The sequence below is a fragment of the Peribacillus deserti genome (genome assembly GCF_016909175.1).
GTDB classification, from domain to species: domain Bacteria; phylum Bacillota; class Bacilli; order Bacillales; family DSM-1321; genus Paraperibacillus; species Paraperibacillus deserti.
In genome coordinates this window covers 115,182-140,568 of record NZ_JAFBFI010000002.1, presented here as the reverse complement: position 1 = coordinate 140,568, position 25,387 = coordinate 115,182, and the positions used below count along the sequence as shown (strand labels likewise).

Here is a 25,387-nt window from a genome sequence, read left to right as displayed (position 1 = left end):
TGAGGAAAATCAACCCGATCTGCTGCATTTTTTGGCCCCCAGCGAAACTATAGAACTCCTTATAAGAGTCATTAAGCTTGAGAGCCAGCTATAGCAGCCTTTCCATATAATATCGATCCTCCCCGGCGCCAAACTCGGATTTTCTTGTTTCTACTATTTGATAGCCCGACTTTTCGTACAATGTAACAGCTGCCTTGTTTTCTAAGCTTACAGTTAAACAAATCTTCGAAAATCCATCCTTTTTCACAATGGAATGGACCTCTGCCATGAACTTCTTTCCGATACCCTGCCCCTTTTTATCGGAACGAACATAATATCCAAAAATATAGGCTTTTGACGGCGAGTGGTAATCCCGCATTAATTCGCATACCGCAACAGGTCTAGGGTCGCCTTCCTCTTTGTACAATATGATTTTTCCATACCTTGCAAGCGGAACAAGTGTCTGTTCATCTACAGCCCCTAAGCCAGGGAACGCATCAAGTTCAAGCTCCATTAGAATCTGCTGCTCTTCAGGAGTCAGCTTTGCAGGTATATCAATATAAAAAGGTTTTTCATGAGTTGCCATTTTGTCTATCCTCCCCGCTCAGCTCAAACTGTACTGTTTTGAATGGCCATATTTGATGTGGGATATTTTTATATTTAAAATGTGTAAGGTCGTTCGAAGCAGCGCCGGGTGCATCTATATAAATTACCTTGCTGATAAGCGGATCGAATGCTGCACGGAAATGGTTCTTAACCTTTAATCCCAAAATATGATAAGCAGCCGGCTCTATTCCGATGTGCCTGAACATCTCGGGATCATTTGCAGAAAGTCCTCTGCCAATTAACAAAATATCCACATTCCCGGCTGTTATATAAGCCGCTCCCTTCGCATCTACCCGCAAGTTCTGGTTGAAGGGGCCGCTGTTATAAAAAACTCCATCTGATAATGCATTTACTCTGGCTGTCAATTTAATTGGCAAACCAAATTCAGGAGATATCTTACCGCCAAGAGTAAGCTCCACCTCTGTTCCAATGCCAGATTTCCTGCATTTTTCAATGGATTCGGGGTCATTTAAGCCCCCAAATAAGGAGCCCTTCAAGTTCAGCCTGATTATTTCCCTTAGCAATTCAGTTGTATCGCCGCTCCCGCAGCTTAAAGGATTATCCGAAATGTCTGCAAGTACAACAGGCTTTTCAGCTTTCTCAATTAAGGCAAGCTGTACTCCATCTTTGACACCAGGCAGTTTCTGTATAAATTCTTCTTTCACGTCCCAGAATTTCTTCGCAAGTCTTTTAGCTGCTTTTTCAGCTTCTTCCTTTGTTCTGGCAATTGTTAACACACTCGCCCCTGCCATCGGTACATCCGAGTAAGGAAACCCGCCAAAAACGGAAGCATTCATAATTTCACCCTTATTCTCCATTCCTTTTGCCAGTGTAACAAGGGTGTGCATCGGTCCTTCAGCCGTTTTCATATTAATGGATGGCGGCATCATAGGCAGTTTAATAAAAGCGGCTTCAGCCCTTTTTCCTTCCAGGAGATGCTGCAGAAGAGTACGGGCAGCTTTAACTCCCTGATCATACATATCAATGTGAGGATACGTCTTAAATCCAAAGTGATAGGGAGTATATTCAATCATTTCAGAGCTCAGATTTGCATGCATATCCAAGGTAGTTGCAATAGGAATATCCGGCCCGAGAAAGGCTCTTATTTTGCTAAGCAGCTCTCTTTCAGGATCCAAGACGTTTTCTGCTACCATGGATCCATGGAGAGCCAGCAGCAATCCATCCAGCCTGCCCGCGTCTAGTAAAGAACTCATGAGCTCTTGTTCTAATAAATGATAAGTCTCGAAAGAAACGACTCCCGACGGAATGGCAGCTGCACAAAGAAGCGGAACTATCTCAACTCTGTTTTCAGCCGAAAGAACGTCAATGAATCCACCAACCTCGGTTTTTGTCCCTAAGTACGCTTCCATTATTTCCTGCCCTTTAAAATACCCCTCATCCCTAAAATCTTTCAAGGTGGTTTTGCCTGAAACGAAACTATGAGACTCGTGATAAAAAAAAGCAATACCTACCTTTAGCTTTGCCATTTCAGCACCTCAAAATCTTCCTAGTAATTGATGTAAACAGATTTCCATTCAGTCATGATGTCAAATACATGGTGTGATACCTCTCGGTGGCCATTTCCTGATGATTTAGTCCCGCCGAAAGCAACTCCAATTTCAGCATTCGATGTTCCATTATTGATATAAACTAAACCGCTCTCAATCTCCCTCGCCCCTCTGTTTGCATAATGAAGACTGCTTGTAAATAAAGAAGAGGAAAGGCCGTATTCAGTGCTATTATTGATGTCTATTGCCTCTTCAAAGCTTTCTGCTTCTATAAAGGCAAGCACAGGCCCAAAGATTTCTTCCTGGGCTGCTCGGTGATCTTTTTTCACTTTACTCAGTATAGTAGGTTCAAAGAAGTAACCTTTCTCAGTGGCAGCGCGTTTTCCTCCACATTCTAATTCCGCACCTTCTCTTAATGCAATTTCTACATATTTCTCTGTAGTTTCCAGCTGCTGTTTGTTTACTAATGGACCTATGTCAACACCCTCTTCCAGTCCGTTTCCCACTCTCAGTTCTTTAGCTTTCCTAACCACCTTCTGCAGAAGTTCATCATGGATGTCTGACTCAACGATCACGCGGCTTGCTGCCGTACACCGCTGCCCGGTTGTAGTAAAAGCTGACTTGACTATAGCTTCTGCTGCTGCGTCAAGATTTGCATCTTTAAGCACAATAACGGCGTTTTTTCCACCCAGCTCAAGTGAGACCCTCTTTAACGATTTACTGGCTGTTTCGGAAAGTTTAATTCCAACCTCTGTAGAACCTGTAAAAGAAATGACACTTATATCCTTATGTTCAGCTAATTGAGCACCCACTTTTCTCCCTGAACCTGTTATAAGATTAAGGACACCATTTGGAAGTCCGACTTCATGAAAAACGTCTGTGAAAAGCTGGGCAGATATAGCGACTTCTGAGGCTGGCTTCCAGACGACCGTGTTACCGCTCACGAGGGCGGCGAGAATCTTGTATCCTCCCATTGCTACTGGAAAATTCCACGGCGTTATACAGGCCACCACACCAACTGGCTCTCTGATCATCATAATCTGGCGGTCAGGAGCCCCTGACGCTACCGTTTCTCCAAACAAGCGGCGTCCTTCCCCGGCCATATATTTGCAAGTCTCAATGACCACGCCTACTTCTCCGAGTGATTCGGCAAGTACTTTTCCCATTTCACAAGTCATCATAGTGGCAATTTCTACTTTTCTCTCTTCAAATAATGCTGCTGCCTGCCATAAGTAATGAGCTCTTTCAGGCAGTGGAGTATTTTTCCAGGTTTTAAAGGCTTGCACTGCACTATCGACAGCCTGGTTTACCTCATGGGGTGAAGCGCCTGGACACGTTCCGACTCTCTCTTCTGTTGCTGGATTCATGCTTTCAAAATCATTCTGCCTGCTGTTATACACCCAGTCTCCATTTATATATAAACCAAACTTCTTTGTTTCGGAAAACCCTTGATGGGACATGATTATTCCTCCTTTGAGAGAGTTTCTTTAATGGCCTTTTCCAGGATTGAAAGACCTTTTTCCAGGACTTCTTCTTCAATGTTGAGTGGAAGCATCAAGCGAATGGTTTGACCGTAAACGCCGCAGTTCATAATCAAAAGCTTATTTTCCAACGCTTTCTGCTTAATGTGGGGGACTGCAGAAGCAGCAATGGAAGATTCAAATTCTATCCCAATCATTAGTCCGATTCCTCGGACCTCATTTACAGCGTCCAAACCCTTTAAGGAGCTGCGAAGCCGTGTAACGATTCTTTCACCGAGCTTACTGCTCCTTTCAATCAGGTTTTCCTCTTGAAGAATCTTAATATTGGCAAGAGCAGCTGCACATGATATTGGATTTCCTCCAAAGGTTGATCCGTGTCCGCCTGCAGGCCATTTCTCATGAAGCTCCCTTGCAGCCACTATGGCACCGAGCGGCATTCCGCCTGATAATGCCTTCGCGAGAACCAAAATATCGGGCGTTACTCCTGAATGTTCTGCTGCAAACATTTTTCCTGTGCGGCCAAAGCCTGTCTGGACTTCATCAAAAACGAGGAGGATCCCATGAGAATCGCAAAGACGGCGCAGCTCCTGTATAAATTCTGGCGGAGCCGGGAAATACCCTCCTTCTCCCATTACTGGCTCAATAATAATGGCAGCTACCCTTGATGGATCTATACGCAAATCAAAGATTTTCTGGATTTGCCCCAGACAATATTCCGTTATCTCGCCTTCTTTCACTCCTCTGAGCTGTCCGGGATATGGATATGGCGCATGATAGACCTCACCAAGAATAGGCTCATAAAATTTTCGATATTTAGAACTGGATGCGGTAATAGCTGTCGCGCCCATGGTCCGGCCATGAAAAGATCCTTCAAAGGCAATAATCCCTGGCCTCCCGGTGACTGCTTTTGCTAGTTTTAAGGCTCCATCAATGGCTTCTCCACCGGAATTTGAAAAGAAAACGGTATCCAGACTCCCAGGAGTGATTTCAGCCAGTTTTTCGGCCAGATTTGCCGCAGTTTCGTAATAACCATAATTAAGACCAAAGTGGATAAAAGCTTCTGCTTGCTTTTGGATCGCTTCCACCATAGCTTCATGTGCATGGCCAATGGCGTTTACCGCTACTCCTGAGACAAAATCGATATATTCTTCACCATCTGAGGTCCAAAATCGGGCTCCTTTTGCTCTCTCGACAACCATTTCCGTCACTCTTGTCATAACAGGTGACAAATGCCTTCTTGCTTTCTCCTGGATTTCTGCTGTTTTACTTTGCAGAGTCATAAAAACCAGCCTCCCTGATTTCCTCGATAGTAAGCTTTATAGATTTTCTTAGTATGTGAACTAACTCATCGATCTCGTTCGTTTTACTATTCAATGGCGGGCTTACGATTAGATGGTCTCCAAGATATCCGTTAATCGTACCGCTGCCAGGGTAAAAGACCGCTCCCAATTCGATTGCTTTTTCATTAATTCGTTCAGTGATTTGTAAGTCTTGTTTAAAAGGGGTACCTTCTGCATCGGCAGCAAACTCTAGGCCCAGCAGCAGACCTTTGCCTCTTACATCAAAAATAAGAGGAATTTCTCTCTTTAATTCTATTAATTTCTGTAAAAGGTAATTTCCTTTTTCAACAACATTTTCAAGAATTTTTTCACGTTCATATATATCCAGAACTGCCAGGCCTGCTGCCACGGACACCGGATGGCCGCTGTAGGTATACCCGTGGACGAATTTACCTTTGCTGTTCTGAATCAGGCCCTTAATCAACCGGTCATGCACAATCATCCCTGCCAGCGGTGCATAGCCGGCAGATATTCCTTTACCAAAAGTAATAATGTCAGGAATCACATCAAAATATTCTATGGCAAAGGTTTTTCCTGTTCGGCCAAAACCAGTCATGACTTCATCTGCAATAAGAAGAACATCATATTGATCACAAATTCTCCGCACTTCCTTAAAATAATTGTCAGGGGGAACGACCGAACCCAACTGGCTTCCAGTAATAGGTTCCGCGATGAAAGCAGAAACATTTTGAGGGCCGACTTCAAGTATCAGCTGCTCCAAACTGGTTGAACAGGACCAGTCCTGCCTGCTGTCACAATCACCTTTATCCCGTTGAAATGGGCATCTCAAACAGTTTGGAGAGTGAATATGAGTAAAGTGCAGCAGGTTGGGTGTGTAGACCTGCCTTCTTTTAATATCACCTCCAGCAGATAGTGAGCCAAAGGTATTTCCGTGATAAGACTGCCACCTTCCAATCACCACATGCTTTTCAGGTTTTCCAGCATCTCTATGAAATTGCCTTGCCAATTTAATGGCACTCTCATTTGCCTCTGATCCTCCTGAAGTAAAGTACACCTTATTTAATCCATCAGGAGCAAACCGGGCTATTTTCTCGGAAAGTTTATACAGAACAGGTGTCTCAAATCTCAGCGTATGAACAAAAGCTGCCCTTTTCGCCTGGTTTGCCATTGCCGATGCAATTTCTTCAATTCCATGCCCCAGATTTGCAGCCACTGCTCCTGAGCAGGCATCCAGATATCTTGTGCCTTCCTCGCTGTACAAGTACGAACCTTTCCCATGTGTGATAAGAGGATACTTCTTTGACAAGTCGCGGTGAAAAACATGGTCATCCCTCATTCCTCTTTCCAACGTTCCACCACCATTGCAATACCAAGGCCTCCTGCTGCACATAGAGCAGCTAAACCGTAGGTGAGTTTAGTTTTATGAAGCTCGTGGATGAGTGTGACAAGGATTCGCGCGCCGCTGCATCCCAGCGGATGGCCTAGTGCTATTCCTCCTCCATTCACATTTATTTTGTTCCTATCGAGCTCTGGCCAATGTCGCAGGCAGGCCAGCACCTGGGCACTGAATGCTTCATTTATTTCTACAAGATCAATGTCATTCATTTTCAGCCCCGCTTTTATAAGTGCTTTTTCTGCAGCCGGAACTGGGCCGAGTCCCATCTCTTTTGGTGAAACTCCCGCCCCTGCCCATGAACGGATTTTGGCAAGCGGAGTAAGTCCCAGGTTTCTTGCTTTTTCCTCTGACATCATTAGAAGAGCGGCTGCGCCGTCATTTCTTCCTGATGCATTTCCCGCTGTTACAGTTCCGCCGCTAGTGAATGCAGGAGCAAGCTGTGACAATTTTTCAAGGCTCGTTTTTCTAGGGTGTTCATCAACGGCAAACCGTTCGGATTCCCTCTTGCCTTTTGGAACTATAACAGGCACAATTTCCTCTGCAAACCGGCCGCTTTCTATGGCTTTGAATGCTTTATCCTGGCTGCAGAGCGCAAATTCATCCTGTTCAGCCCTGCTGATGCTGAATTTTTCGGCAAGCCATTCGGCAGTTTGCCCCATACTAAAAGATCCATACATATCCTGAGGCTGAGAGCAGGGCTGGCTTCTTGTATTTGAATCATAAAGAGTGAGATCTCCCGGTTTAATGCCCATACGGTTTCCAGTAAAGTAAAAGGGAGCCTGCGACATGCACTCCACCCCGCCAGCAAGAATTAGTTCAGACTGCCCTGTTCGTATTGACATGGCTCCATTAATGACGGCCTGCAGTCCAGAACCGCATTGTGTTTGAACGGTATGTCCTATGACCGTTTCCGGAAATCCTGCCTTCAAAGCAGCCACTCTTGCAATATTAGGCGCTTCTGCACTTTGTTTCGTTTGTCCTGCGATCACTTCATCGACAATGGAAGAAGAACATCCTGCTGTTGACAAAGCATTCTTCATAACCACAGCAAGCAGATCCTCGGGTTTGCATTCTGCCAGTGCTCCGCCATATCTTCCTATGGCTGTTCTTCGCGCACTCACGATCACGACCATCACTCAGCCCCCTCCCCTCGTTTTGACTCTCGGGTAATTAAGTCTTCTTTCAAACGGAAGGCTGCTTCTGTTTTTTCCTTAACTTCCTTCAGTTTCACTCCGGGAGAGAGCTCAGTTAAAATTAATCCTTCTGAATCCACTTCAAAAACAGCCAGGTCTGTAATGATTAAATCAACTTGACGCTCAGATGTAATTGGATAGTGAAGAGTTTTTACAATTTTTGCGTCTCCCTTTTTGGCCGTATGCAGGGTAGTGACTATGACCTTTTTCGAGCCTTCGAGCAGATCCATCGCTCCGCCGACTCCGAGTACACTTTTACCTGGTACAGACCAATTAGCGACTCTTCCCCTTTCGTCCACTTCCAATACTCCGAGAATGGATACATCCACATGACCGCCACGAATCATTCCAAAAGAAGAAGCACTGTCAAAAAAAGAGGCTCCTTTTTCCACTGTAACCGGCAGCTTCCCTGCATTGACTAGATTTTTATCTGCCATCCCTTCAGCTGGGGTAGGCCCTACACCCAGAATTCCATTTTCCGAATGGAGAAACACCATAATGTTTTCAGGAATATAATCTGCTACAAGTGTCGGAATTCCGATTCCCAGGTTGACAATATCTCCATCCTTTAAAGAAGCTGCAGCCCTTTTAGCGATATCATTTTTAATACTCATGTGCGGCCCGCCTCCTTTAGAACTAAAAAATCAACAAATAGGTGAGGAGTCACGATATGTTCAGGAGACAGTTCCCCTATTGGGACCATTTCATCAATCTCAGCAATGACAATCTTAGCTGCAGTAGCCATAATCGGATTAAAGTTACGTGCTGACTTTGTATAAATTAGATTTCCGAGTTCATCTGCCTGGCAGGCCTTTATTAATGCTACATCCGCTTTTAAGGCTTCCTGGAGAATGAATTTCTGATTCGAGAAGACTCTCTCCTCTTTCCCCGCCGCTATTTCTGTTCCGGCTCCGACGGGTGTATAAAATGCTGCGATCCCCGCACCGCCTGCCCGGATTGCTTCAGATAAGGTTCCCTGCGGGAGGAGCTCGACTTCAAGTTCTCCCCTGTGATAGGATGCAGCTACTTCAGGATTTGAGGTGAAGTAGGATCCAATGCCTTTCCTGACTCTTTGCTGTCTTACTAATGCACCTAGACCTTTTCCAGGTTCACCTAAATTGTTGCTGATAATTTCCAAATCTTTTACGGCTGTATCAAGGAGTGCATCAACGAGTGTCAGCGGGCAGCCAACCAGCCCAAAGCCCCCAACCATGACCCGGCACCCGTCTTTGATGTAAGTCACAGCCTCCTGCGGTGTAATCAGCTTTTTCAATCGCCTTCCCCCTTTTTATTTCAGGAAACTGAGGTCTTTAAGTGATCTTCAGGACGCAATAAGAAAAAAGCTGAGCAGACTCTAAAGCCTTGAAAAACCGTATAGATTCTTCAGTACCTTCTACAAGACCGCTCAGCTTAAATATGATGATAGAAGAGTCGAAATGATCGTTATCCTTTATGTTAAGCCAACTTGTAAACGAAACTGCAAAAGGTTAGTTTCATCTTTCAACCGATCTTACAATGACCTTTCTTCCATCATCCACATTTTGATTCTTTGTATCATTCTATCTCCCGCTCTACGAAAATATTAGTACTTATTTATGCGATGGTCCCGGTTCTAGCGTATACAACTAAATTGTTTATATGGCAGATAAAAAAAATAAAGCTTTTAATTCAATAGAAATACATCTAATTTGGACAAAAAAAAGAACCCCAAAAGGTCTGTTAATCCAATATCCATATATATGTTCCATGGGAAGATCTTTGGAGAGCATTTTCTTTTAAACTGGCTATTTTACTAGAAACTTCAGATCCTCTTCGAAGTTGATTTTTATAGCAGACTAATGGGTCGATAATCCTGATCTTCTTCTTTGTATGGTAATCATAATTTTTTACATCAAGTACGATACGTTTTGACAGCTGCTCCCTTTTAGAAACAATCACCGAGTCTTTTGAGCTGCTTAAAATATTCCAGACCACTTCATCATTTTTTCTTAAATCAGAGATCGTTAGGATTTCCTTTGTGAGTGCCTCTGTAATTAAATCGGATAGTACCGCATATCCAAATACATTTAGTGGATCCAGGAAGAAATCAATAACTTCTTTATAATAAGCTCCAGCAAACCATTCAGCGGCTTTCAAATTTTTTATGCATATTCTGTTATCCATAACGGTTAATTCACTTAGAAAGCTGTCTTTCTCGGCTGCTGAAATCTTCTTGTAGGACAGTAAATCCCTAAGTGTATAATCGATCCGGTCAGCACATAAATCCGGCAGAGGCTGTTCTAATAGCGGCCATTGATCTATGGGTAAAATTTCTTCCGGGGCAAATCCGTGCTTGAGCAGTACATCAGGAATCTCGGAATTGTAAAATATGTCAGGAAAAATCTGATCATGATAATCCTGATTGGGGTTTTTCATTACTACATCTATTACATGAGAGAAGGCTGTATGGGATATATCATGTATGAGGCCGGCTATCTGCTCCCTTACTGAACCACCTAGTTTCCTGACTAACAGCATGACTCCAATGGAATGCTCATACCGGGTAACATTCCAGCTCGGGTTAACCAGATAGCTTGCGCCGCCCTGATGAATATATTTAAGCCTTTGCACGGCCTCAGTTGAAATTAAATCATAAAAAACCTGCTCGAGGTTAAACTCGCCATACAGACTATCTTTTACTGCCATAAACTACTCCTTTATGGTTCCATTCACTAAAAACCTGCTTTTTAATTCTTTTGTTGGCAGCATGCATTCATTTCTTCTGCCAAACCACTTGTAGCGGTTCCGTGCTATTATTTTGTAAAAAAAATCTCTCACCGGCCTTGGAATGATGAGTAGAACTTTTGCTGCCCGAAAGCCGCCTTCTAGACTGGAGGCAATCCGAAGGGCAGCGTCTGAGTAAATATAGGCACGATTGTTCTCGAGAAGTATAATAGAATCTATTTCTTCGGCTACATGAAATTTTTCAATTAACTGCCTGCCTATATCAGATTGCAGTGAGGCAAAGGAAAAATGACCCTGTTTGTCTCTTTTTACAATAAACTGCACGGCCGAGTTACATAGGTTACATACGCCGTCAAATAGAATAATAGAGTGATTATTATGCAATCTACTCACCTTCCATCCATGTATGATCGATCTCCGGGTGATAAAGGTATTTCTCTAGATCAATTCTGTTATGGCTGTCAATGATTATACCTTCTACTAATAGTTTCTCTTTTTGCTCGTTTGCTGAATCTTCACTTGTAAAGGCTATTTCGCCTTTTGCATTAATCACTCTATGCCATGGAAGATCGTATTTTTCAGACATGGAGTGGAGAATCCGGACCACCTGCCTGGCTCCCCTTGGACTCCCTGAGAGCCTTGCGATCTGCCCATAGAACATTACTTTGCCTCTTGGAATTCTTTTAATAATGGAAACAGCTCTCCTAGTAAAATTAGTCAAAGAATGGCACTTCCCTATTTCAGACTGATATATCTCTCTTATCCTATAAACATGTTAAGCTGACCATGTACTTTTTTTGCCTGCTCATATCCCTGCTGATAGAGTCTCGATAATTTTTCCGGGTTGCGCTCAACACGGCCGACATCTAATTTCCCCTCAGGCCGAATAATGAAAACTTCCCCTCTAGCTTCTTTTTCTTCAAGATATGCCACAGTTTGGTTATATTTAAGATGACGCTCTAGAATTGCATTCACTAATCCCTGATGACGGCTTCTTCTCCTCAGCAGCCATCCGAATGATGCTTTGCTTTTTTGATACCCTTTATTTCGGGTTAACACCACTACGTTCTTCGTATTCCCGTCAGTTTCTGACTTCTTGATTGGAATGGGGTCCGCTATTCCGCCATCCAAAAGCAGCCGCCCCTGAAATTCTACTTCCGGCGCCATAAAAGGGAGGGAGCTTGAAGCCCTTAAGATCGTTAACATATCCTTTTCATACTCTTTTTTTTCAAAGTACACCGGCTCACCTGTTACACAATCGGTTGTCCCGACAACAAACTTTTCTCTGGCACTTCCAAACGTTTCAAAATCGAATGGCACTAATTCATTGGGCAGCTTATTAAACAAAAAATCCATTCCGAATAATTCTCTGTTTTTGAAATACCGTTTAATCGAAATATATTCAGGGTGCGAAATATAATCAATATTAACTATACGGTTGCGTTCGATTTGACGAGAGATATAGGAAGAACCATTGCAGGCACCTGCCGAAACTCCGACAACATATGGAATATAGATTTCATTTTCCATAAAATAGTGAAGAACCCCGGCAGTGAATACTCCCCTCATGCCCCCGCCTTCTAAAACTAATCCTGTAGCATTCATAACATTCGCCTCTTTTTATTTTTTCTGCTGGTAAATCAGCTGGTCAATTTAAAAATCAGGTTTATAATGTAAATAGTTTATCATATAAAGTGCTGAGCCTGTCTAATGTTTGTTCCAGCGTTTTTTACAGGTAGCAAATCCAAATAGAAAAGGTGTGAGGTTATGGCTTACGCAATAATAACAGGTGCGTCAACAGGTCTTGGTGAAGCAGCTGCCTTAAAATTGGTTGAAGAGGGAATAAAACTGATATCAGTTTCTAGGCGGGAAAGTCAAAAATTAAAGGAAAAATCACTTTCAGCCAATGTATCCTACTCTCATTTTTCCTGTGACTTATCGAGCTCAGACGAAACAATTTCAGTTTTCGGGCAAATAGCTGAGCAGGTATTGGATCAGGAAAAAGACATCGTATATCTAATCAATAATGCTGGTGTGGTGGAGCCTATTGAAACAGTAGGTAACCTGGATTTTCATGATATTATATCCAGTATCCAGGTGAATTTGACTGCTCCCATCATGATTACAAACCTTTTTTTGGAGAAAGCAAAAGACAGTGAAGTAAAAGTTAATGTGATGAATATAACCTCCGGAGCAGGCGAAAGACCTATACAGGGGTGGAGTATTTACGGGAGTACGAAGGCTGCTTTAAATCTGTTTACAAAAACAGCAGCACTGGAAGCTGAACATGGAAAGAAAAATTTTATGATTAATGCTTTCAGCCCCGGCATCATGGATACCAATATGCAGCACACGATCCGCTCATCCGGAAAGGAAGCTTTCAACGATCTTGAAAAGTTTTTGGAATATAGGGACAAAGGATTGCTTAGAAGCCCAGAACAAGTTGGAAGCTGCTTAGTTAAATTACTCATTTCTGGAGATCTAGAAAATGGGCGGATCTATTATGTGAATGACTTATTAAAATAAGGATTTTTTACTTTTTTTACATATCGGCTAATTGTTTTGCGGCAAGAACGACCATTAGGCAAAAATTCTTGGCGGCTCATTCTTTTATATTTTCTATACTTTAGCACTTTATTTATAGGGAGTTTTTGGAATTTATGATTTTATATTGTTCTTGTTATTAACAACCCTAAACCAAAGAACAACTTCCTGACAATTCTTTTCTTTAACCATTCAACCCGTAAAAATAAGAAAAAGGGCTGGCTCGCAAGCGGGCCGCCCTTTTTGTCTTTAGACGTACGATTTAACTTTTTGAATTTCTTTTACCCAGCCGAATGGATCTTCTACCACACCAGTTTGTATCCCGGTTAAAGTGTCATACAGCCTTTTAGAAAGTTCACCTGTTTCTCCTCCATTGATTACAAGGCTTTTCTCCTCCCAGACAAACTCTCCCACAGGGGATATAACAGCCGCTGTTCCAGTGCCAAATGCTTCTTCAAGGAGGCCGTCCTTATGGGCCTGATCCAGTTCCTCCATAGAAACTTTACGTTCAGTTAGAGGGATGCCCCAGTGTTTTACAAGCTGAATGATCGAGCTGCGGGTAACACCATCAAGGATACTTCCGTTTAGCTCTGGAGTTACCACTTCTCCATTAATCTTGAAAAATACGTTCATGCTGCCTACTTCTTCAATATACTTCTTTTCTAAACCATCCAGCCACAACACCTGTGCACAGCCTTTTAAATGGGCTGATTCCTGGGCTTTCAGGCTGGCTGCATAATTGCCTCCTGTCTTAGCTGTCCCTGTCCCGCCTTTTACTGCTCGGACATAATCACTTTCCACTCCGATTTTAATAGGTTTGATTCCTTCCGTATAGTAGGAACCTACAGGAGAGAGAATAATCATGAATTTAAAATGCCTTGACGGAGCTACTCCTAAAAAGGGCTCTGTGGAAATAATAAATGGACGAATATAAAGGGATGTTCCTTCTCCCACTGGAATCCATTCATGATCTATATTAATTAATTCTTCAAGTGCTTCGAGTACAAATTCTTCATCTATATGAGGAATGCACAATCGCTCATTCGATATATTCAATCTTTGGAAATTTTTTTCTGGCCTAAATAGCAAAATTCTTTCGCCCTGTACATATGCCTTTAAACCTTCAAAGACAGTTTGCCCGTAATGAAAAACCATAGAAGCAGGATCCAGTGAAATCGGCTGATATGGAACGATTTGCGGATCGTGCCAGCCTTTTCCTTCCGTGTAATCCATCATAAACATATGGTCGGTGAAGTTCCTTCCAAATTGCAGCTGGTCTGTTTGCGGCTTAGGTTTTCTTGTTGTACTAAGATTAAGGTTTATTGTTTGGCCCTTCATGACTATGCCTCCTAAATACTGAAAAATCTAATAACCACTATTTTACTCTTTCTAAAAAAAATTTCAATGCTTTAATGGAGAAAATTAATAAAATTATTTGAATTTTTAAACAATATGCTCTATAACACTTGCTGTTGACTTCCGCGAAAGGATTGCTTTCCGCGGGCGGTCCGGGAGTCTCCTCTGCGTTAAACGCCTGCGGGGTCTCCCTTTATCCGCTTTTCCCGCTTGGGTCTCGCACCTGCAGGGAAGATCAACATAGTACTGAAATCCACAATGAACTTTAACAAAGTAAAATAAAAAGGGTTAAACAAAAGTTTAACCCTGATGCCTATTTTTCTTTAACCACGATTGCAGATGATATCTTTCTATAAATGCAGTCTTCCAGGTCGGAAGGGGTAATAAAGCCTAAGGTGAGAGCTGATTTTATTTTTTCTTCATGCGGCTTTCTAATCACTTGGATACAATCTGCTAAATTTAAGCTTTCTAATTTATCAATAGTTGCATCAGAAATAAAACTTTCAGATTTTCTTATCTGACGCTGCAGTTTATATCCATCAAATTCTAGCTCTCCTTTTGTTTCAGGGCCGACATTCTCATCAAAAAAATCATGGAATTGCTTTTTTAAATCAGACATTTCCTTTTCAATACGTTTCGACTTTTTATACAATTCATGATATCTAGAAACCATGTCTTCTGTTACTTTAGAATTGTTTGTCCCAGTCATATTTCCCTCCGCAAAAATTTTCTTTCTTCCATTTTATTTGCGTCAAAGGGTATTTATGACCAACACATTTTCTGACTCACTGGATTTCATTAGAATATTTCCATTTACTTCTTGCTACCTGCTGAATTACTGTTCCACCTTGGAATACCGTCATCTTCATCCAATTCTATCGTAACATCTGTAACGCCCCGCTGGGATCGAACTTGTTCTTCAATTCGATCCTTTATATCATCAGCTTCTGCAAAAGACATAGCCGGGTTAATTTCAATTTCCAGTTCAACATGAAGCTGGTCTCCTTCTTTGATCACCACCACTTCTCCTACATCTTTTACATCGGGATCCTTCATGACCATCTCACCAATTTTCTGCTCCATTTCAACATCTGATTCACCGAGCACTCCGCGAGCATTATCCAAAAAGACCTTACCTACCACTAGGAACATCATGACACCAATAAGGATTGAAGCGATTCCCTCAGCCTCATGGAAAGGGGTATAATGGGATATGAGAACAGCAGCAATAGCCAGCAGCCCGCCGGCAGCAGCTACTGTGTCTTCCATGAATACCAGTCTTGTGGCTGGCTTGCCTCTTTTAAAATTCGACAAACTTTTCGTTACAATTGAAAAACCGCTGGCTTTAATATCAGCATCATGAAGAATTTCTTTCATTGCCTTAAAAAGAACAAAAACTTCTAGTATAGTGGCTGCTGCAAGTATGGCGATAATTAATAAAAGCCCTTTTGATTCAGCCGGATGGAGTATATGATGATATCCTTCCACTATTGTTTCATAGGCCATAATCCCAACGATTAGGACTGCTCCCAGGAGCACGAGATGAACTAAACGCCCAAAACCGCCCGGAAACCGATCATTTGGCGCCCTTTTGCTTAAAGCTGTACCTACATAAACAAAAAACTGATTGGCTGCATCCCCCAGGCTATGCATCGTTTCAGCAAACATGGCAACATTCCCGGTAAATAAATAGGCTGCACCTTTTATAATGGCTATAATCGTATTCACAATTGCCGCTAATAATGCGGATCGATTTCCCTGCTTTAATAATTTAAATAAATCGTTCATCAGTTAACCCCTCTCTCTGTTAACAACCGCTACTATTATTATCCTTCCCGCCCCTTACTATGAAAAAACATAGAAAGCAGGGGAAAATGAAATGGGGTATTAAGGACTTTGCCCGGATACTTAAGTTTTATTATTCAGAACATCTAACCTATTTGGTACTCCTTAAAAAAGGTATAGATGCTAGGGCAATCTGCTCGGTTTATTCAAACCATCGAATCTTTGAATTAGTAAAGAAAAAAATGATTAATAATTTTCTTCCTAAAAGTAAGTAACTCTTTTGAATAAAATATAATGGATTTTGTGGGGCGTTCGCTATGTTGGGGCTCTAAGATTTTATTTGCCAGATCCAAAAAGGTGGAGGTAAAGCATCAAACTATGATGGGCAAGCGAATACTCCAGATTTAGGGCATTAACGGATTGAACTAAGTTTGATCCTTCCATTTGGATTTTAATTTCAGCCACATAAAAGTGGTGTTATGCCACATAAATTTTGATTATTGCCACATAAATTTCTATAACGTTCAAATAATGGAAGAAAGTCCCATACCAAAAAAAGCCAGACCCACATGGTCCGGCTTTTCGCTTTATACATTTACAGGGTCGGGCAGAGCCATAGCTTTTGATGGTTCAAAGCATTTCTCCAGAAGCGCCATTCGGATGTAAAGGCCATTTTGCGCCTGTCTGAAATAAGCAGCCCGCGGGTCAGAATCGACACTATGTTCGATTTCTCCTGCCCTTGGCAGTGGATGAAGAATGATACAATTTGGTTTCATGTTAGAAAGAATAGCATCATTAATAATATATTTCCCGTTGGCCTTCTCAAAATCAGCCGTGGAAGCAAACCGTTCTTTTTGAATTCGAGTCTGGTAAACTACATCTGCATTTCTTACTGCTTTCCTTAAATCGATTTCTTCCGAGTAAGAGACTCCCCTTTCGTTAAGATAATCTTTTACATAAACTGGTATTTGAACATTATCAGGAGCCGTAAATGTTATATGAACATTCTCGTAATTAGCGAGCATATAGGACAAAGAATGAACAGTCCGGCCATATTTAAGATCTCCCACCATCACTACATGCAGATTATCCAAAGTACCCAGCTCTTTTTTTATGGTGTATACATCAAGAAGGGCCTGTGTTGGGTGCTCTCCTCCTCCGTCACCTGCATTGAGAATGGGAACAGATGCTACAGCTGAAGCTCTTTCGGCAGCACCAATGTCCGTATGGCGCATCACGATCACGTCGCAATATTCGGATACAACTCTAATGGTATCCTCCAAGGTTTCACCTTTTGTTGCAGAAGAAAATTGTCCTGCGTTCTCTGTTCCGATTACTTTTCCGCCAAGGCGGCTGATAGCTGACTCAAAGGATAAGCGAGTCCTTGTGCTCGGTTCAAAAAACAGAGTGGTCATAATCTTGTTAGAATAAATGTCACTCCCGCCATTTTTTACAACCTTCTCCATGCGGTCTGCTGTTTCATAGACGTCTTCAAGAGTGCGGCGGTTATATTGTTTAGCTCCAAGTACGTGATAAAGTTTCATGGTTCCTGCCCCCTGGCTGGTATATTTGTTGGAATATGAACCAACCTTTAAATTCGCAATAAAAAGCCTCCTGTTAAATAGATACAGGAGGCTGGTGCTTTAAGAGTAAGGAATCTCAGCTCTGTTTGCCAGCAGGCAATCCAGGGCACGGGTAAAATGGCTTTAATCAGACTTCTAAAATGTATGATATGGCTCTTCACCATAATACATTAAGTATCCAAGCGTTTTGTTCACCCAGTCAATTCTATACCTTGTCAGTCTCTCTGGACTAAATTTAAAGGTAACTGCGATTTTCAATTACTGAAATTATGACATAAGCTTTTCAAGCTTGTCAATAAATAGCACAAAAAACCCGGGATTTCCCGGGTTTGTGAATTAATTAACCTGCATAGATTCTTGTTCGATTGCTTTTAATCTTCCTTGTACTTCTTCTTCTGTTAAACCGTGCTCAGGGATATAGCGGTTATTTGGATGAACACGGCATTCGTGTGAACAGCTGCGCAGATATTTATGTTCATTTTCCTCAGAACACAAAATCTTTTTGTTGCATGCAGGATTCGCACAATTCACATACCGTTCACAAGGTTCACCAGTATAGTAATCTTTTCCGACAACAACATGTTCCTTCTGATTAACTGGAACAGCTATTCTCTCATCGAATACATACAGCTGGCCATCCCATAGTTCTCCTTGAACCTCGGGATCTTTACCATAAGTTACAATTCCACCATGCAGCTGTGCCACATCCTCGAAGCCCTCTTTTTTGAGCCAGCCAGAGAATTTTTCACAGCGGATTCCACCGGTACAATAAGTGATGATTTTCTTGCCTTCAAGCATGTCCTTATTTTCCCTAACCCAGTCTGGAAGGTCACGGAAGTTTTCAATATCAGGGCGGACCGCACCTCTAAAGTGTCCTAAATCAAATTCATAATCATTTCTTGCGTCAAGAAGAATAGTATCTTCCTGCTGTATTTGTTCACGGAACTCGGCAGGATTCAAATATGTTCCTGTAAGTTCAAGCGGATTAACATCATCTTCCAAGCGAAGAGTTACAAGTTCCGGACGATGGCGCACTTTCATTTTTTTGAAAGCATGTCCTTCCGCTTCATCAATTTTGAAAATCATATCAGCAAAACGCGGATCTTGTTTCATGGTTTCCATATATTTATCTGTTTGCTCAATCGTACCAGATACTGTTCCATTAATCCCTTCTGATGCTACTAAAATTCTGCCCATCAGGCCAAGCTCTTTACAAAACTTTAAATGCTCTGCAGCGAACTCAGCTGGATCCTCAATATTAACATACATGTAATATAATAATACTCTGTACGGTTTTTGACTCATGGTAATCTGCCACCTTATCAATAATATTTGCAAGATATTAATGTAAATATGACACTAAATTCTTACGAATCAACATTATACCAAAATAGAAGAACAAAATCACGTTTTATTTTTCCCCATTCTAAAATAAAAATGTGATACATTAAGTAGAAGTTATTTTAAGTTAAAAAAAGCAGGATACTCATTTTTTTATAGGATAAATAGACTAAAGACTTTTACTGGTGATAAAAGTATTATGTAAAAAAACTGCGGTGCCTGCTAATAATCCAAAACCATTGCCAAATAATAAAAAAATAATTGTGCATTCTTATGATTTATTTTTTGCGTTTTACCAATTCTGTTTGCGCTGCCGCGGATAGATCTCTATTCAAACCTAACCATGCCAGTTACTGATCTAAGCGGTCCAGAAAAAAATATGACCCTTTCTGAAATTAAATGAGCCGGTTTTCAAAATAAATGAGCCATAACGGAAAATTTATGCGCCGTAGCCAAATAATAAAAAAAGATTTGTGTTGTCCAATTCTTTTTGCTTAGCACTTTGGCTGATTGCGTTTTACCTAGTCTATTTGCTCTAACCCCAATAGTCATATTCAGTTCCACAAAAGCCAGTTCTGAAAGAGTTGTTATGAAATTAAATAAATGAGCCATCACCGAAAATTTATGCGCCAATGACTGCTAGTAAAAAAATATATTTACTTGCAAACAGCCTCAATTACCACTCGCAACAGAAAATTTCTTCTCTTTTCACTTAATATCCAGTAACGATAATATCCATTTTTTCAAATCAACCATTCTGAACTGTGGGGGTTGGGAATCGGTTCCTGTAATAATGATAGGGACCAGAGAATCTTGTTTGTGTAGTCCTCCATGCCCAGCACCGCCAATATGTGCAGGTGAGCCTTCGCCAATGAATTCAATTCCCGGACAGGCACTTACAATTAGGAAGGTACCTTCGTGAGAATTCAAGCTGCTATGCAGCCTAGCCAATGCATCAGGATAGTCATCGTATTCAATATTTTTATTATGTATAGATAGATCAAGAATGGATAGATCTCCGGAAATTGTCCAGGATTGTCCATATATATCACTGTACTCTCCTTCAGGCTTAAAGCGCATCGCTGCTTCTGATCCGCCCCTGCGCACCTCTATAAAATCGTTTTTCTTCCAGGCAATCACATCGATCCTATGATCTTTTTTTAAGATATCTGAAATTACTTCTAACGAGATATGAGATTGCAGAGTATAGATATAAGCCATACGGTCGTTTACAGCCAGGACCAGTTCATCATATGGATGAACTCCTTTACGTAACTTCATGATTTTATAAGGTTTCAGCAGCTTTTTTAGATTAATTAAAGCTTTGTTTCGGTTCGGGTCCACCCATGCCTGTCCGTTATCGCCCATAGTGATCCATACACTTTCCTCTATAGCGCGTTCCCATGAAGGATAGGCATTCAAAATTTTTTGAAGCTGTTTATCTGCCTGTTCTACTCCCTTTATATCCATTCTCCCTTTTTTGTGTACTCTTTGATCAAGTTCAGGCAAGTAAACAATTGAAAAGACTGGGAGATTTTTTCCTTTAAGAAGCTTGGTGATCTGCTGGACGGCGGAGGAATCATTAAATCCTAACCTTTTCCAAAAGTACTGGTTTTTTCTCGATGGATGTATCCTTGTAAAGGATCCATAGGAAAAAATTCGGGAAGCATACATTGGCCTATTTTTTTTGATCCTTGTTAACCATCTTAGTATTTTAGATAATTGAACATGATGAGCCGTATTTCCTCTGTAAACCAGTGCATTTATTGAGGCGGATGCATGGCCCTTTTTCTCTAAATCCTCATGAATGGTAGATACTTCATGGCTGATATGGTGTTCATTCATCTCAAATAATAAATCATTAACCGCCCTGCCAAACCCCAGCTTGAACAATTCGCGATAATGAGTTCCATAGTTGATAAGCCGGTTTTCTCTCTCATCAAACCAGGCTAACCCCGGCAGATGGTGCTTGTCACAATAGGTACCGGTCAATAAAGTGGTGTCCACATTCACTGACATTGTTGGAAAAGGAACTACCATTCCAGGAAAATAGCTCCCTTTATCCATTAAAAATTTAAGGGCAGGAGCCCTCCCTTTATTTACAGCCTCCTGAAGAGGTTCATCCATTAACGTATCAACCACCAGCATAATTACAGGTTTTATATCTAAATTTACTTTTTTATCTGCCTCCAACTTGCTTTCACCCTCTTCATAATTGCAATCTTTAACTTATTTTTCTAAAAAAACGCCTTCAATATACTTAAGCATTTTTCATCGAAATCCCAAATCTCACTATGCCTGGAGAAACAGGAAAAAGTTTAAATTTTTTATAGTGCTTTGAAATTGGCAAAGTTGCAAATTATATAAGTGATTAAAAATTATTAAGGTTTCTTTTAAGAAGGATGAGAACAATGGAAATAAAGGTTATGACATTTAATATCCATCATGGAAAAGGCACAGACAAGAAACAGGAACTTGACCGGATCTTAGAAGTTATAAAGTCGGTCAAAGCAGATATTATCGGATTAAACGAGGTAGACAAGTTTTTTTCAAACCGGAGTAAATTTATCGATCAGACAAAATATCTTGCCAGGGCCTTGCAGATGAACTATGCCTACGGTCCAGCCATAACGATCGAGGACCGAGTGAATAATAGACAAAAACAATATGGCAATGCACTTTTAACTCGCTTTCCGATCATCCATTCTACTAACCATCCATTTGACTTCCTTCCAAAAATTATAGAAGACCGCAGTCTGCTTGAAGTAACCATTAAGGCAGAAGAGCAAAATATTACTGCTTATGTGGCACATTTAAGCTTTGCCCCGCTTCTCCATAAACGGCAGACGTCTTTTATATTGAACCAAATGAAACAGAAAGACTCCCCCTGTTTCGTGATGGGAGATTGGAATATGAATCGAAGATCAAAAAGCTGGAAACTGGTAACAAATACGCTTAAAGATGCATGGCTGGAAGCGAATCCGTCGTCTCAGGGCGGCCACACCTATCCATCAAAAAAACCGAGAATGGGGCTCGATTATATTTTTATAAACAAGGGATTTAATGCTGTCGAATCCAGTGTAATTAACAAGAATGCCGCTGCATCCGACCACCTTCCTGTAACGGCAACATTGAAATTGCTTTCTCCTTAAGCTCCACCAGGTAATCACTAAATCTTAGACAAAAGGAAGAAGACAATGAGAGGATATTTTTTAACTATCTGGAATATTTTAGATCCTATATACTACCGATTTACCCGTTTAAGCTATCTTTTGGACTGCCATAGCTCTGATAATATTTTCAGGGTCAGGCTTACTCGATATAAAGGAAAAGAAGTTACACTTTCTGATGGTACTGTAATCAAGAAGAATGACCGGCTTGTAAAAATTCATTTGCATAATGTGAGGCTGCTCACTGATTTGAGACATATTAACACAGATATAGTGAAGGCACGAATCATCTACCAAAGTGTTAAGAGATCTTTGCCTGGCATTGAACGATATATCAGCAATCATAAAGATTCCCAAGATATAAAAGGTATTATTGGTATTACTTCACTTAATAGGGCTTGCAGCCGTCTTGGGTTTGATGTCAAAGATATATCCCACCCATTTTACAAATGGCTTAAATGGGCCACTTTTCTACCTATTATCATTTTGTCTTCAGCAGATTTTTTAAATAATAAGAAGAATGTGCTTAAAGCTTCTCCAAGTTATTTATTCATGTCAAAGGAAAAACTATCAAAAATGTACCGAAACTAGTCTCATTTAGACAAAAAAAAGGACTGTTAACAGAGTTAACAGTGCTAAATGGCAGTCTCTTCAAATTTTATATGAGTTTTCAGCGGCAGCTGATGAAGAGTGATTTCCGGACGGCTGCCTATTCGTATATTCACGCCAGTCTGTCCAAGCCCTTCATTAATATAAAATGGCTTTCCATCCTGAAAATGAAGTCCTTTAATCATTTGCATTTTAACAAGCTTCCCCATTTTAGCCAGGTGATAGGCCTTAGGATAGCAAATCTGTCCTCCGTGAAAATGGCCGGCTAACAAATAGTCAAAGGGATATTGTTTCATTTCTAGGACGATATTAGGGTCATGTGTTAATACTAATGAGGCACCCTCGACGATCTCTTTATAAGATGCGGCAATATCACTTCTGTTTGTACTGAAGTCATCAATACCGATTATATTAAGCGGCCTTCCACCTACGTCTATCACTATGCTTTCATTGCGGAGAACTGTACAGTTATAGGCCTCAAGTAAATCAACTAATCGATCTAAATTTTCATTTTTCAACACATAATCATGATTTCCTAATACAGCATATATTCCATACTTGGGTCCTAATTGATTGAGTACTTCTAAATAAGGGGCTAACTTGGGGATCGTTCTTTTCCGGTCGAGGAAATCTCCGGTTAGAGCAATGATATCGATGTGCTCTTCTTTAAGATGTTCATACAATTCTTTTGGAGAAATAGAAATATTCTCGAGATGCAGATCGGACAGCTGTAAAATGGTCAGACGTCTTTCTTTATTAACCTGATCAATATGAATTCGATTTATAATAATATCTTTGGTGTTCTTATAAGCACGGTTCATATAATAACCGATGAATATGATTATGGCTGCTATCAATATTGGTATCAACTTAAATCACTCCTTCACCTAATTATACATGAGGAAGTACTGATTTTTGTCCGGTAATTCATGGGATAGAAATGGAAACAAACCCTAGGAATAATAGATATAGGTAAATCCCAAAAATAGTAGAAAATCTTATTCTATTCGGAGAGATTCATTTGGCCAATCATGTTATAAACAAAAAGCTATTATTTTTGCCATTTTTACAAATTCCTTCCGGCCACCATCAAGTTGCCGATGCCCTTATGGAAGCTTTTAACCAAGCTCACCCACATATTGAAACTGCGAAAGTGGACATTCTGTCTTATAGCTACGGAAGACTAGAACGTCTAATTTCTAATGTCTATTTAAAATGGATTCATGCTTTTCCTTCTTTGTACAATATGATTTATCGGATCTCTGTGTATAAAAGCAGGGACGAACAAAAAAGGTATCGGCTATATGAATTCTTATTCATGCCTTTTATGAAGCGCCTATTAAGAGAGTCCAAGCCGGATTTTATCATATGCTCACATGCGCTGCCATCTTACCTTCTGAGTCGAATAAAAGAACAAGATGGTTTACCTATTCCTGTTTTAAATGTATATACAGACTATTTCATCCATAATATTTGGGGCATTAAGCATATTGATCATCATTTCGCCCCAACCCTAGAGCTGAAACAGCATTTAATAAACAATGGTGTAAAAGCAGAACGAATTTATGTAACAGGCATCCCAATTCATCAAGATATCTTAAGGAACTATAAGAAAATTGAACCTCTGAAGCCTTCTTCAGCACTAAACATTTTGATAAGCGGGGGAAGTATGGGAGCAGGCCAATTAGAAAAACTTATTAAAAAAATTTCAACATATAACGATACTCACTATTACGTGCTATGCGGCAAAAACAAAAGCCTATACCGAAAACTTACAGAAAGAAAAGAAAGGAATATCATTCCTTTAGAGTACATTTCCTGCAGAAAAAAGATGGGTGAGCTATATGATATGATGGACGCCGTCATTACTAAACCAGGGGGTGTAACGATTAGCGAGTGCCTGCATAAAAGAAAACCCATGTTTGTTTATCACTCATTACCTGGGCAGGAAAAGATCAATATGGAAACATTAAGGAACATGGGATTAGTTTTGTCTTTGGAAAATTGGGAAAGCGATACATCTATTGAAGAACAGCTTATATCCATCTTGAATGATCCGGTACATTATCAGGAATTTCAGGATCAAATAAACCTTTATCATTTACAGCTTCATCCGATGCTTCCTTCAAAAATTATAGAGGATCTTTTAATAGATAAATAAAAAGAAAAAGAGCAGAATGAAATCTCTGCTCTTTACCTGTTTATTTAGTTGAAGCGGCCAGTTCCTGTACCAGCAGCACCAGGAGAGTTTAACGCTCCAGAGTTATATCCGGTAGAAGTTGTTCCGTATGTTGTGTCTGTACCGCTTTCCAGGGATTTAGTGCCAGTTGGAACAGGAATTGATCCTGTTAATTTTTGTCCAGCCTCAGCTACTTTTGAGCTGATCTCTTTGATTTCTTCAGTTGCTTCTTTAGCAGCATACAGCGTTTCATTCGTGATGCTCTTAACATTGCTTACCTTGCCAAATACTTCTTTATTTACCATCTCATATAAATCCTGAGCCTCTGAGATAGCTTCTTTTAGAGAATTCGAAGCTGCCTTAAAGCGCTGCATCATTTGCTCCTTAACTTCTCCTGGATTTTCTTTTACCTGTGAGAACATATCCACTGATGAATCCTTAAAGTCGACAGCCGTTGTTTTTACTTTTTTCCTTGTTTGGGAATCCAGCAGGGACAACGCTCCTCCAATAACACCTCCAATGATAAGCCCTCGCACCAAAAGATTATTGTTTTTGTCATTAACTACCACTGTTTGTTGTTTCATGTTATTTCCTCCTTAAAAGTTAGCTAGCTTGGTATATCAGTTGTTTTC

At 40.8% G+C, this 25,387-nt stretch carries 24 protein-coding genes; 4 read left to right on the top strand and 20 right to left on the bottom strand.

The window, feature by feature from the left end; translation table 11 throughout:
* Nucleotides 1-88 precede the first annotated feature (88 nt).
* From JOC77_RS02880 to JOC77_RS02825, 12 genes are all read right to left on the bottom strand, one after another.
* Nucleotides 89-565, bottom strand: coding sequence for a GNAT family N-acetyltransferase (locus JOC77_RS02880; RefSeq protein WP_204538317.1), 477 nt, complete (start codon nt 563-565; stop codon nt 89-91).
* Nucleotides 552-2,072, bottom strand: a complete 1,521-nt coding sequence (locus tag JOC77_RS02875) for a M81 family metallopeptidase (protein ID WP_204538314.1) — start codon at nt 2,070-2,072, stop codon at nt 552-554. Before JOC77_RS02875 ends, JOC77_RS02880 begins: the two co-directional genes overlap by 14 nt.
* A gap of 20 nt (nt 2,073-2,092) precedes the next feature.
* Nucleotides 2,093-3,553: an aldehyde dehydrogenase family protein gene (locus JOC77_RS02870; RefSeq protein ID WP_204538311.1), complete on the bottom strand. Its 1,461-nt coding sequence runs from the start codon at nt 3,551-3,553 to the stop codon at nt 2,093-2,095.
* Nucleotides 3,554-3,555: 2 nt separating this feature from the next.
* On the bottom strand, nt 3,556-4,854 hold the full coding sequence (locus JOC77_RS02865) for an aspartate aminotransferase family protein (RefSeq protein ID WP_204538309.1): 1,299 nt from the start codon (nt 4,852-4,854) through the stop codon (nt 3,556-3,558).
* Complete coding sequence (locus JOC77_RS02860) at nt 4,838-6,223, bottom strand: aminotransferase family protein (protein ID WP_239558561.1); 1,386 nt, start codon at nt 6,221-6,223, stop codon at nt 4,838-4,840. Before JOC77_RS02860 ends, JOC77_RS02865 begins: the two co-directional genes overlap by 17 nt.
* A complete protein-coding gene (locus JOC77_RS02855; protein WP_204539153.1) occupies nt 6,208-7,404 on the bottom strand; it encodes a thiolase family protein in 1,197 nt (398 codons plus the stop codon). The genes JOC77_RS02860 and JOC77_RS02855 overlap by 16 nt, the downstream gene beginning before the upstream one ends.
* A complete protein-coding gene (locus JOC77_RS02850; protein ID WP_204538307.1) occupies nt 7,404-8,078 on the bottom strand; it encodes a 3-oxoacid CoA-transferase subunit B in 675 nt (224 codons plus the stop codon). Before JOC77_RS02850 ends, JOC77_RS02855 begins: the two co-directional genes overlap by 1 nt.
* On the bottom strand, nt 8,075-8,737 hold the full coding sequence (locus JOC77_RS02845; RefSeq protein ID WP_204538304.1) for a CoA transferase subunit A: 663 nt from the start codon (nt 8,735-8,737) through the stop codon (nt 8,075-8,077). Before JOC77_RS02845 ends, JOC77_RS02850 begins: the two co-directional genes overlap by 4 nt.
* A gap of 446 nt (nt 8,738-9,183) precedes the next feature.
* Complete coding sequence (locus tag JOC77_RS02840) at nt 9,184-10,149, bottom strand: HD domain-containing protein (RefSeq protein WP_204538301.1); 966 nt, start codon at nt 10,147-10,149, stop codon at nt 9,184-9,186.
* A gap of 3 nt (nt 10,150-10,152) precedes the next feature.
* Complete coding sequence (locus JOC77_RS02835; RefSeq protein WP_204538298.1) at nt 10,153-10,572, bottom strand: thiol-disulfide oxidoreductase DCC family protein; 420 nt, start codon at nt 10,570-10,572, stop codon at nt 10,153-10,155.
* Between the two features lies 1 nt (nt 10,573).
* Nucleotides 10,574-10,909, bottom strand: coding sequence for an MGMT family protein (locus JOC77_RS02830; RefSeq protein ID WP_204538295.1), 336 nt, complete (start codon nt 10,907-10,909; stop codon nt 10,574-10,576).
* A 38-nt stretch (nt 10,910-10,947) separates the two neighbouring features.
* Nucleotides 10,948-11,793, bottom strand: a complete 846-nt coding sequence (locus JOC77_RS02825; RefSeq protein ID WP_204538292.1) for a patatin-like phospholipase family protein — start codon at nt 11,791-11,793, stop codon at nt 10,948-10,950.
* A 162-nt stretch (nt 11,794-11,955) separates the two neighbouring features.
* On the opposite strand from JOC77_RS02825, the gene JOC77_RS02820 reads away from it, so the two are divergent.
* Nucleotides 11,956-12,714, top strand: coding sequence for a (S)-benzoin forming benzil reductase (locus JOC77_RS02820; protein WP_204538289.1), 759 nt, complete (start codon nt 11,956-11,958; stop codon nt 12,712-12,714).
* Between the two features lie 267 nt (nt 12,715-12,981).
* Here the strand turns inward: JOC77_RS02820 and JOC77_RS02815 are convergent, their stop codons facing one another.
* The 6 genes from JOC77_RS02815 to JOC77_RS02790 form a co-directional block, all read right to left on the bottom strand.
* Nucleotides 12,982-14,070 (bottom strand): branched-chain amino acid aminotransferase, encoded by a 1,089-nt coding sequence (locus tag JOC77_RS02815; RefSeq protein ID WP_204538286.1) that lies wholly within the window; start codon nt 14,068-14,070, stop codon nt 12,982-12,984.
* 331 nt (nt 14,071-14,401) lie between these two features.
* Nucleotides 14,402-14,797, bottom strand: a complete 396-nt coding sequence (locus JOC77_RS02810; RefSeq protein WP_204538283.1) for a hypothetical protein — start codon at nt 14,795-14,797, stop codon at nt 14,402-14,404.
* A 104-nt stretch (nt 14,798-14,901) separates the two neighbouring features.
* Nucleotides 14,902-15,876, bottom strand: coding sequence for a cation diffusion facilitator family transporter (locus JOC77_RS02805; RefSeq protein ID WP_204538281.1), 975 nt, complete (start codon nt 15,874-15,876; stop codon nt 14,902-14,904).
* Nucleotides 15,877-16,460: 584 nt separating this feature from the next.
* Nucleotides 16,461-17,417, bottom strand: a complete 957-nt coding sequence (pyrB, locus tag JOC77_RS02800) for an aspartate carbamoyltransferase (protein WP_204538278.1) — start codon at nt 17,415-17,417, stop codon at nt 16,461-16,463.
* 375 nt (nt 17,418-17,792) lie between these two features.
* Entirely contained in the window at nt 17,793-18,761 is a 969-nt protein-coding gene (gene trhO / locus JOC77_RS02795; protein ID WP_204538275.1) for an oxygen-dependent tRNA uridine(34) hydroxylase TrhO, read from the bottom strand.
* A gap of 744 nt (nt 18,762-19,505) precedes the next feature.
* Nucleotides 19,506-20,990 (bottom strand): alkaline phosphatase family protein, encoded by a 1,485-nt coding sequence (locus tag JOC77_RS02790; protein WP_239558560.1) that lies wholly within the window; start codon nt 20,988-20,990, stop codon nt 19,506-19,508.
* A gap of 218 nt (nt 20,991-21,208) precedes the next feature.
* On the opposite strand from JOC77_RS02790, the gene JOC77_RS02785 reads away from it, so the two are divergent.
* Nucleotides 21,209-21,949 (top strand): endonuclease/exonuclease/phosphatase family protein, encoded by a 741-nt coding sequence (locus JOC77_RS02785; RefSeq protein WP_204538272.1) that lies wholly within the window; start codon nt 21,209-21,211, stop codon nt 21,947-21,949.
* A gap of 45 nt (nt 21,950-21,994) precedes the next feature.
* Nucleotides 21,995-22,558: a YkoP family protein gene (locus tag JOC77_RS02780; protein ID WP_204538254.1), complete on the top strand. Its 564-nt coding sequence runs from the start codon at nt 21,995-21,997 to the stop codon at nt 22,556-22,558.
* Between the two features lie 44 nt (nt 22,559-22,602).
* Here the strand turns inward: JOC77_RS02780 and JOC77_RS02775 are convergent, their stop codons facing one another.
* A complete protein-coding gene (locus JOC77_RS02775; protein WP_239558559.1) occupies nt 22,603-23,445 on the bottom strand; it encodes a metallophosphoesterase in 843 nt (280 codons plus the stop codon).
* A 152-nt stretch (nt 23,446-23,597) separates the two neighbouring features.
* Here JOC77_RS02775 and JOC77_RS02770 point away from each other — a divergent pair, with 152 nt between their 5' ends.
* Nucleotides 23,598-24,737, top strand: coding sequence for an MGDG synthase family glycosyltransferase (locus tag JOC77_RS02770; RefSeq protein WP_204538251.1), 1,140 nt, complete (start codon nt 23,598-23,600; stop codon nt 24,735-24,737).
* A 44-nt stretch (nt 24,738-24,781) separates the two neighbouring features.
* On the opposite strand, the gene JOC77_RS02765 is transcribed toward JOC77_RS02770, so the two are convergent.
* Entirely contained in the window at nt 24,782-25,339 is a 558-nt protein-coding gene (locus JOC77_RS02765) for a YtxH domain-containing protein (protein ID WP_204538249.1), read from the bottom strand.
* Between the last annotated feature and the right edge of the window lie 48 nt (nt 25,340-25,387).

What these genes read in the sequence shown, in the direction of transcription:
- JOC77_RS02880 (WP_204538317.1), bottom strand. Translation starts at nt 565, where the DNA reads ATGGCAACTCATGAAAAACCTTTTTATATTGATATACCTGCAAAGCTG.
- JOC77_RS02875 (WP_204538314.1), bottom strand. Translation starts at nt 2,072, where the DNA reads ATGGCAAAGCTAAAGGTAGGTATTGCTTTTTTTTATCACGAGTCTCAT.
- JOC77_RS02870 (WP_204538311.1), bottom strand. Translation starts at nt 3,553, where the DNA reads ATGTCCCATCAAGGGTTTTCCGAAACAAAGAAGTTTGGTTTATATATA.
- JOC77_RS02865 (WP_204538309.1), bottom strand. Translation starts at nt 4,854, where the DNA reads ATGACTCTGCAAAGTAAAACAGCAGAAATCCAGGAGAAAGCAAGAAGG.
- JOC77_RS02855 (WP_204539153.1), bottom strand. Translation starts at nt 7,404, where the DNA reads ATGGTCGTGATCGTGAGTGCGCGAAGAACAGCCATAGGAAGATATGGC.
- JOC77_RS02850 (WP_204538307.1), bottom strand. Translation starts at nt 8,078, where the DNA reads ATGAGTATTAAAAATGATATCGCTAAAAGGGCTGCAGCTTCTTTAAAG.
- JOC77_RS02840 (WP_204538301.1), bottom strand. Translation starts at nt 10,149, where the DNA reads ATGGCAGTAAAAGATAGTCTGTATGGCGAGTTTAACCTCGAGCAGGTT.
- JOC77_RS02825 (WP_204538292.1), bottom strand. Translation starts at nt 11,793, where the DNA reads ATGAATGCTACAGGATTAGTTTTAGAAGGCGGGGGCATGAGGGGAGTA.
- JOC77_RS02820 (WP_204538289.1), top strand. Translation starts at nt 11,956, where the DNA reads ATGGCTTACGCAATAATAACAGGTGCGTCAACAGGTCTTGGTGAAGCA.
- JOC77_RS02815 (WP_204538286.1), bottom strand. Translation starts at nt 14,070, where the DNA reads ATGAAGGGCCAAACAATAAACCTTAATCTTAGTACAACAAGAAAACCT.
- JOC77_RS02810 (WP_204538283.1), bottom strand. Translation starts at nt 14,797, where the DNA reads ATGACTGGGACAAACAATTCTAAAGTAACAGAAGACATGGTTTCTAGA.
- JOC77_RS02805 (WP_204538281.1), bottom strand. Translation starts at nt 15,876, where the DNA reads ATGAACGATTTATTTAAATTATTAAAGCAGGGAAATCGATCCGCATTA.
- pyrB (WP_204538278.1), bottom strand. Translation starts at nt 17,417, where the DNA reads ATGAAACTTTATCACGTACTTGGAGCTAAACAATATAACCGCCGCACT.
- trhO (WP_204538275.1), bottom strand. Translation starts at nt 18,761, where the DNA reads ATGAGTCAAAAACCGTACAGAGTATTATTATATTACATGTATGTTAAT.
- JOC77_RS02785 (WP_204538272.1), top strand. Translation starts at nt 21,209, where the DNA reads ATGGAAATAAAGGTTATGACATTTAATATCCATCATGGAAAAGGCACA.
- JOC77_RS02780 (WP_204538254.1), top strand. Translation starts at nt 21,995, where the DNA reads ATGAGAGGATATTTTTTAACTATCTGGAATATTTTAGATCCTATATAC.
- JOC77_RS02765 (WP_204538249.1), bottom strand. Translation starts at nt 25,339, where the DNA reads ATGAAACAACAAACAGTGGTAGTTAATGACAAAAACAATAATCTTTTG.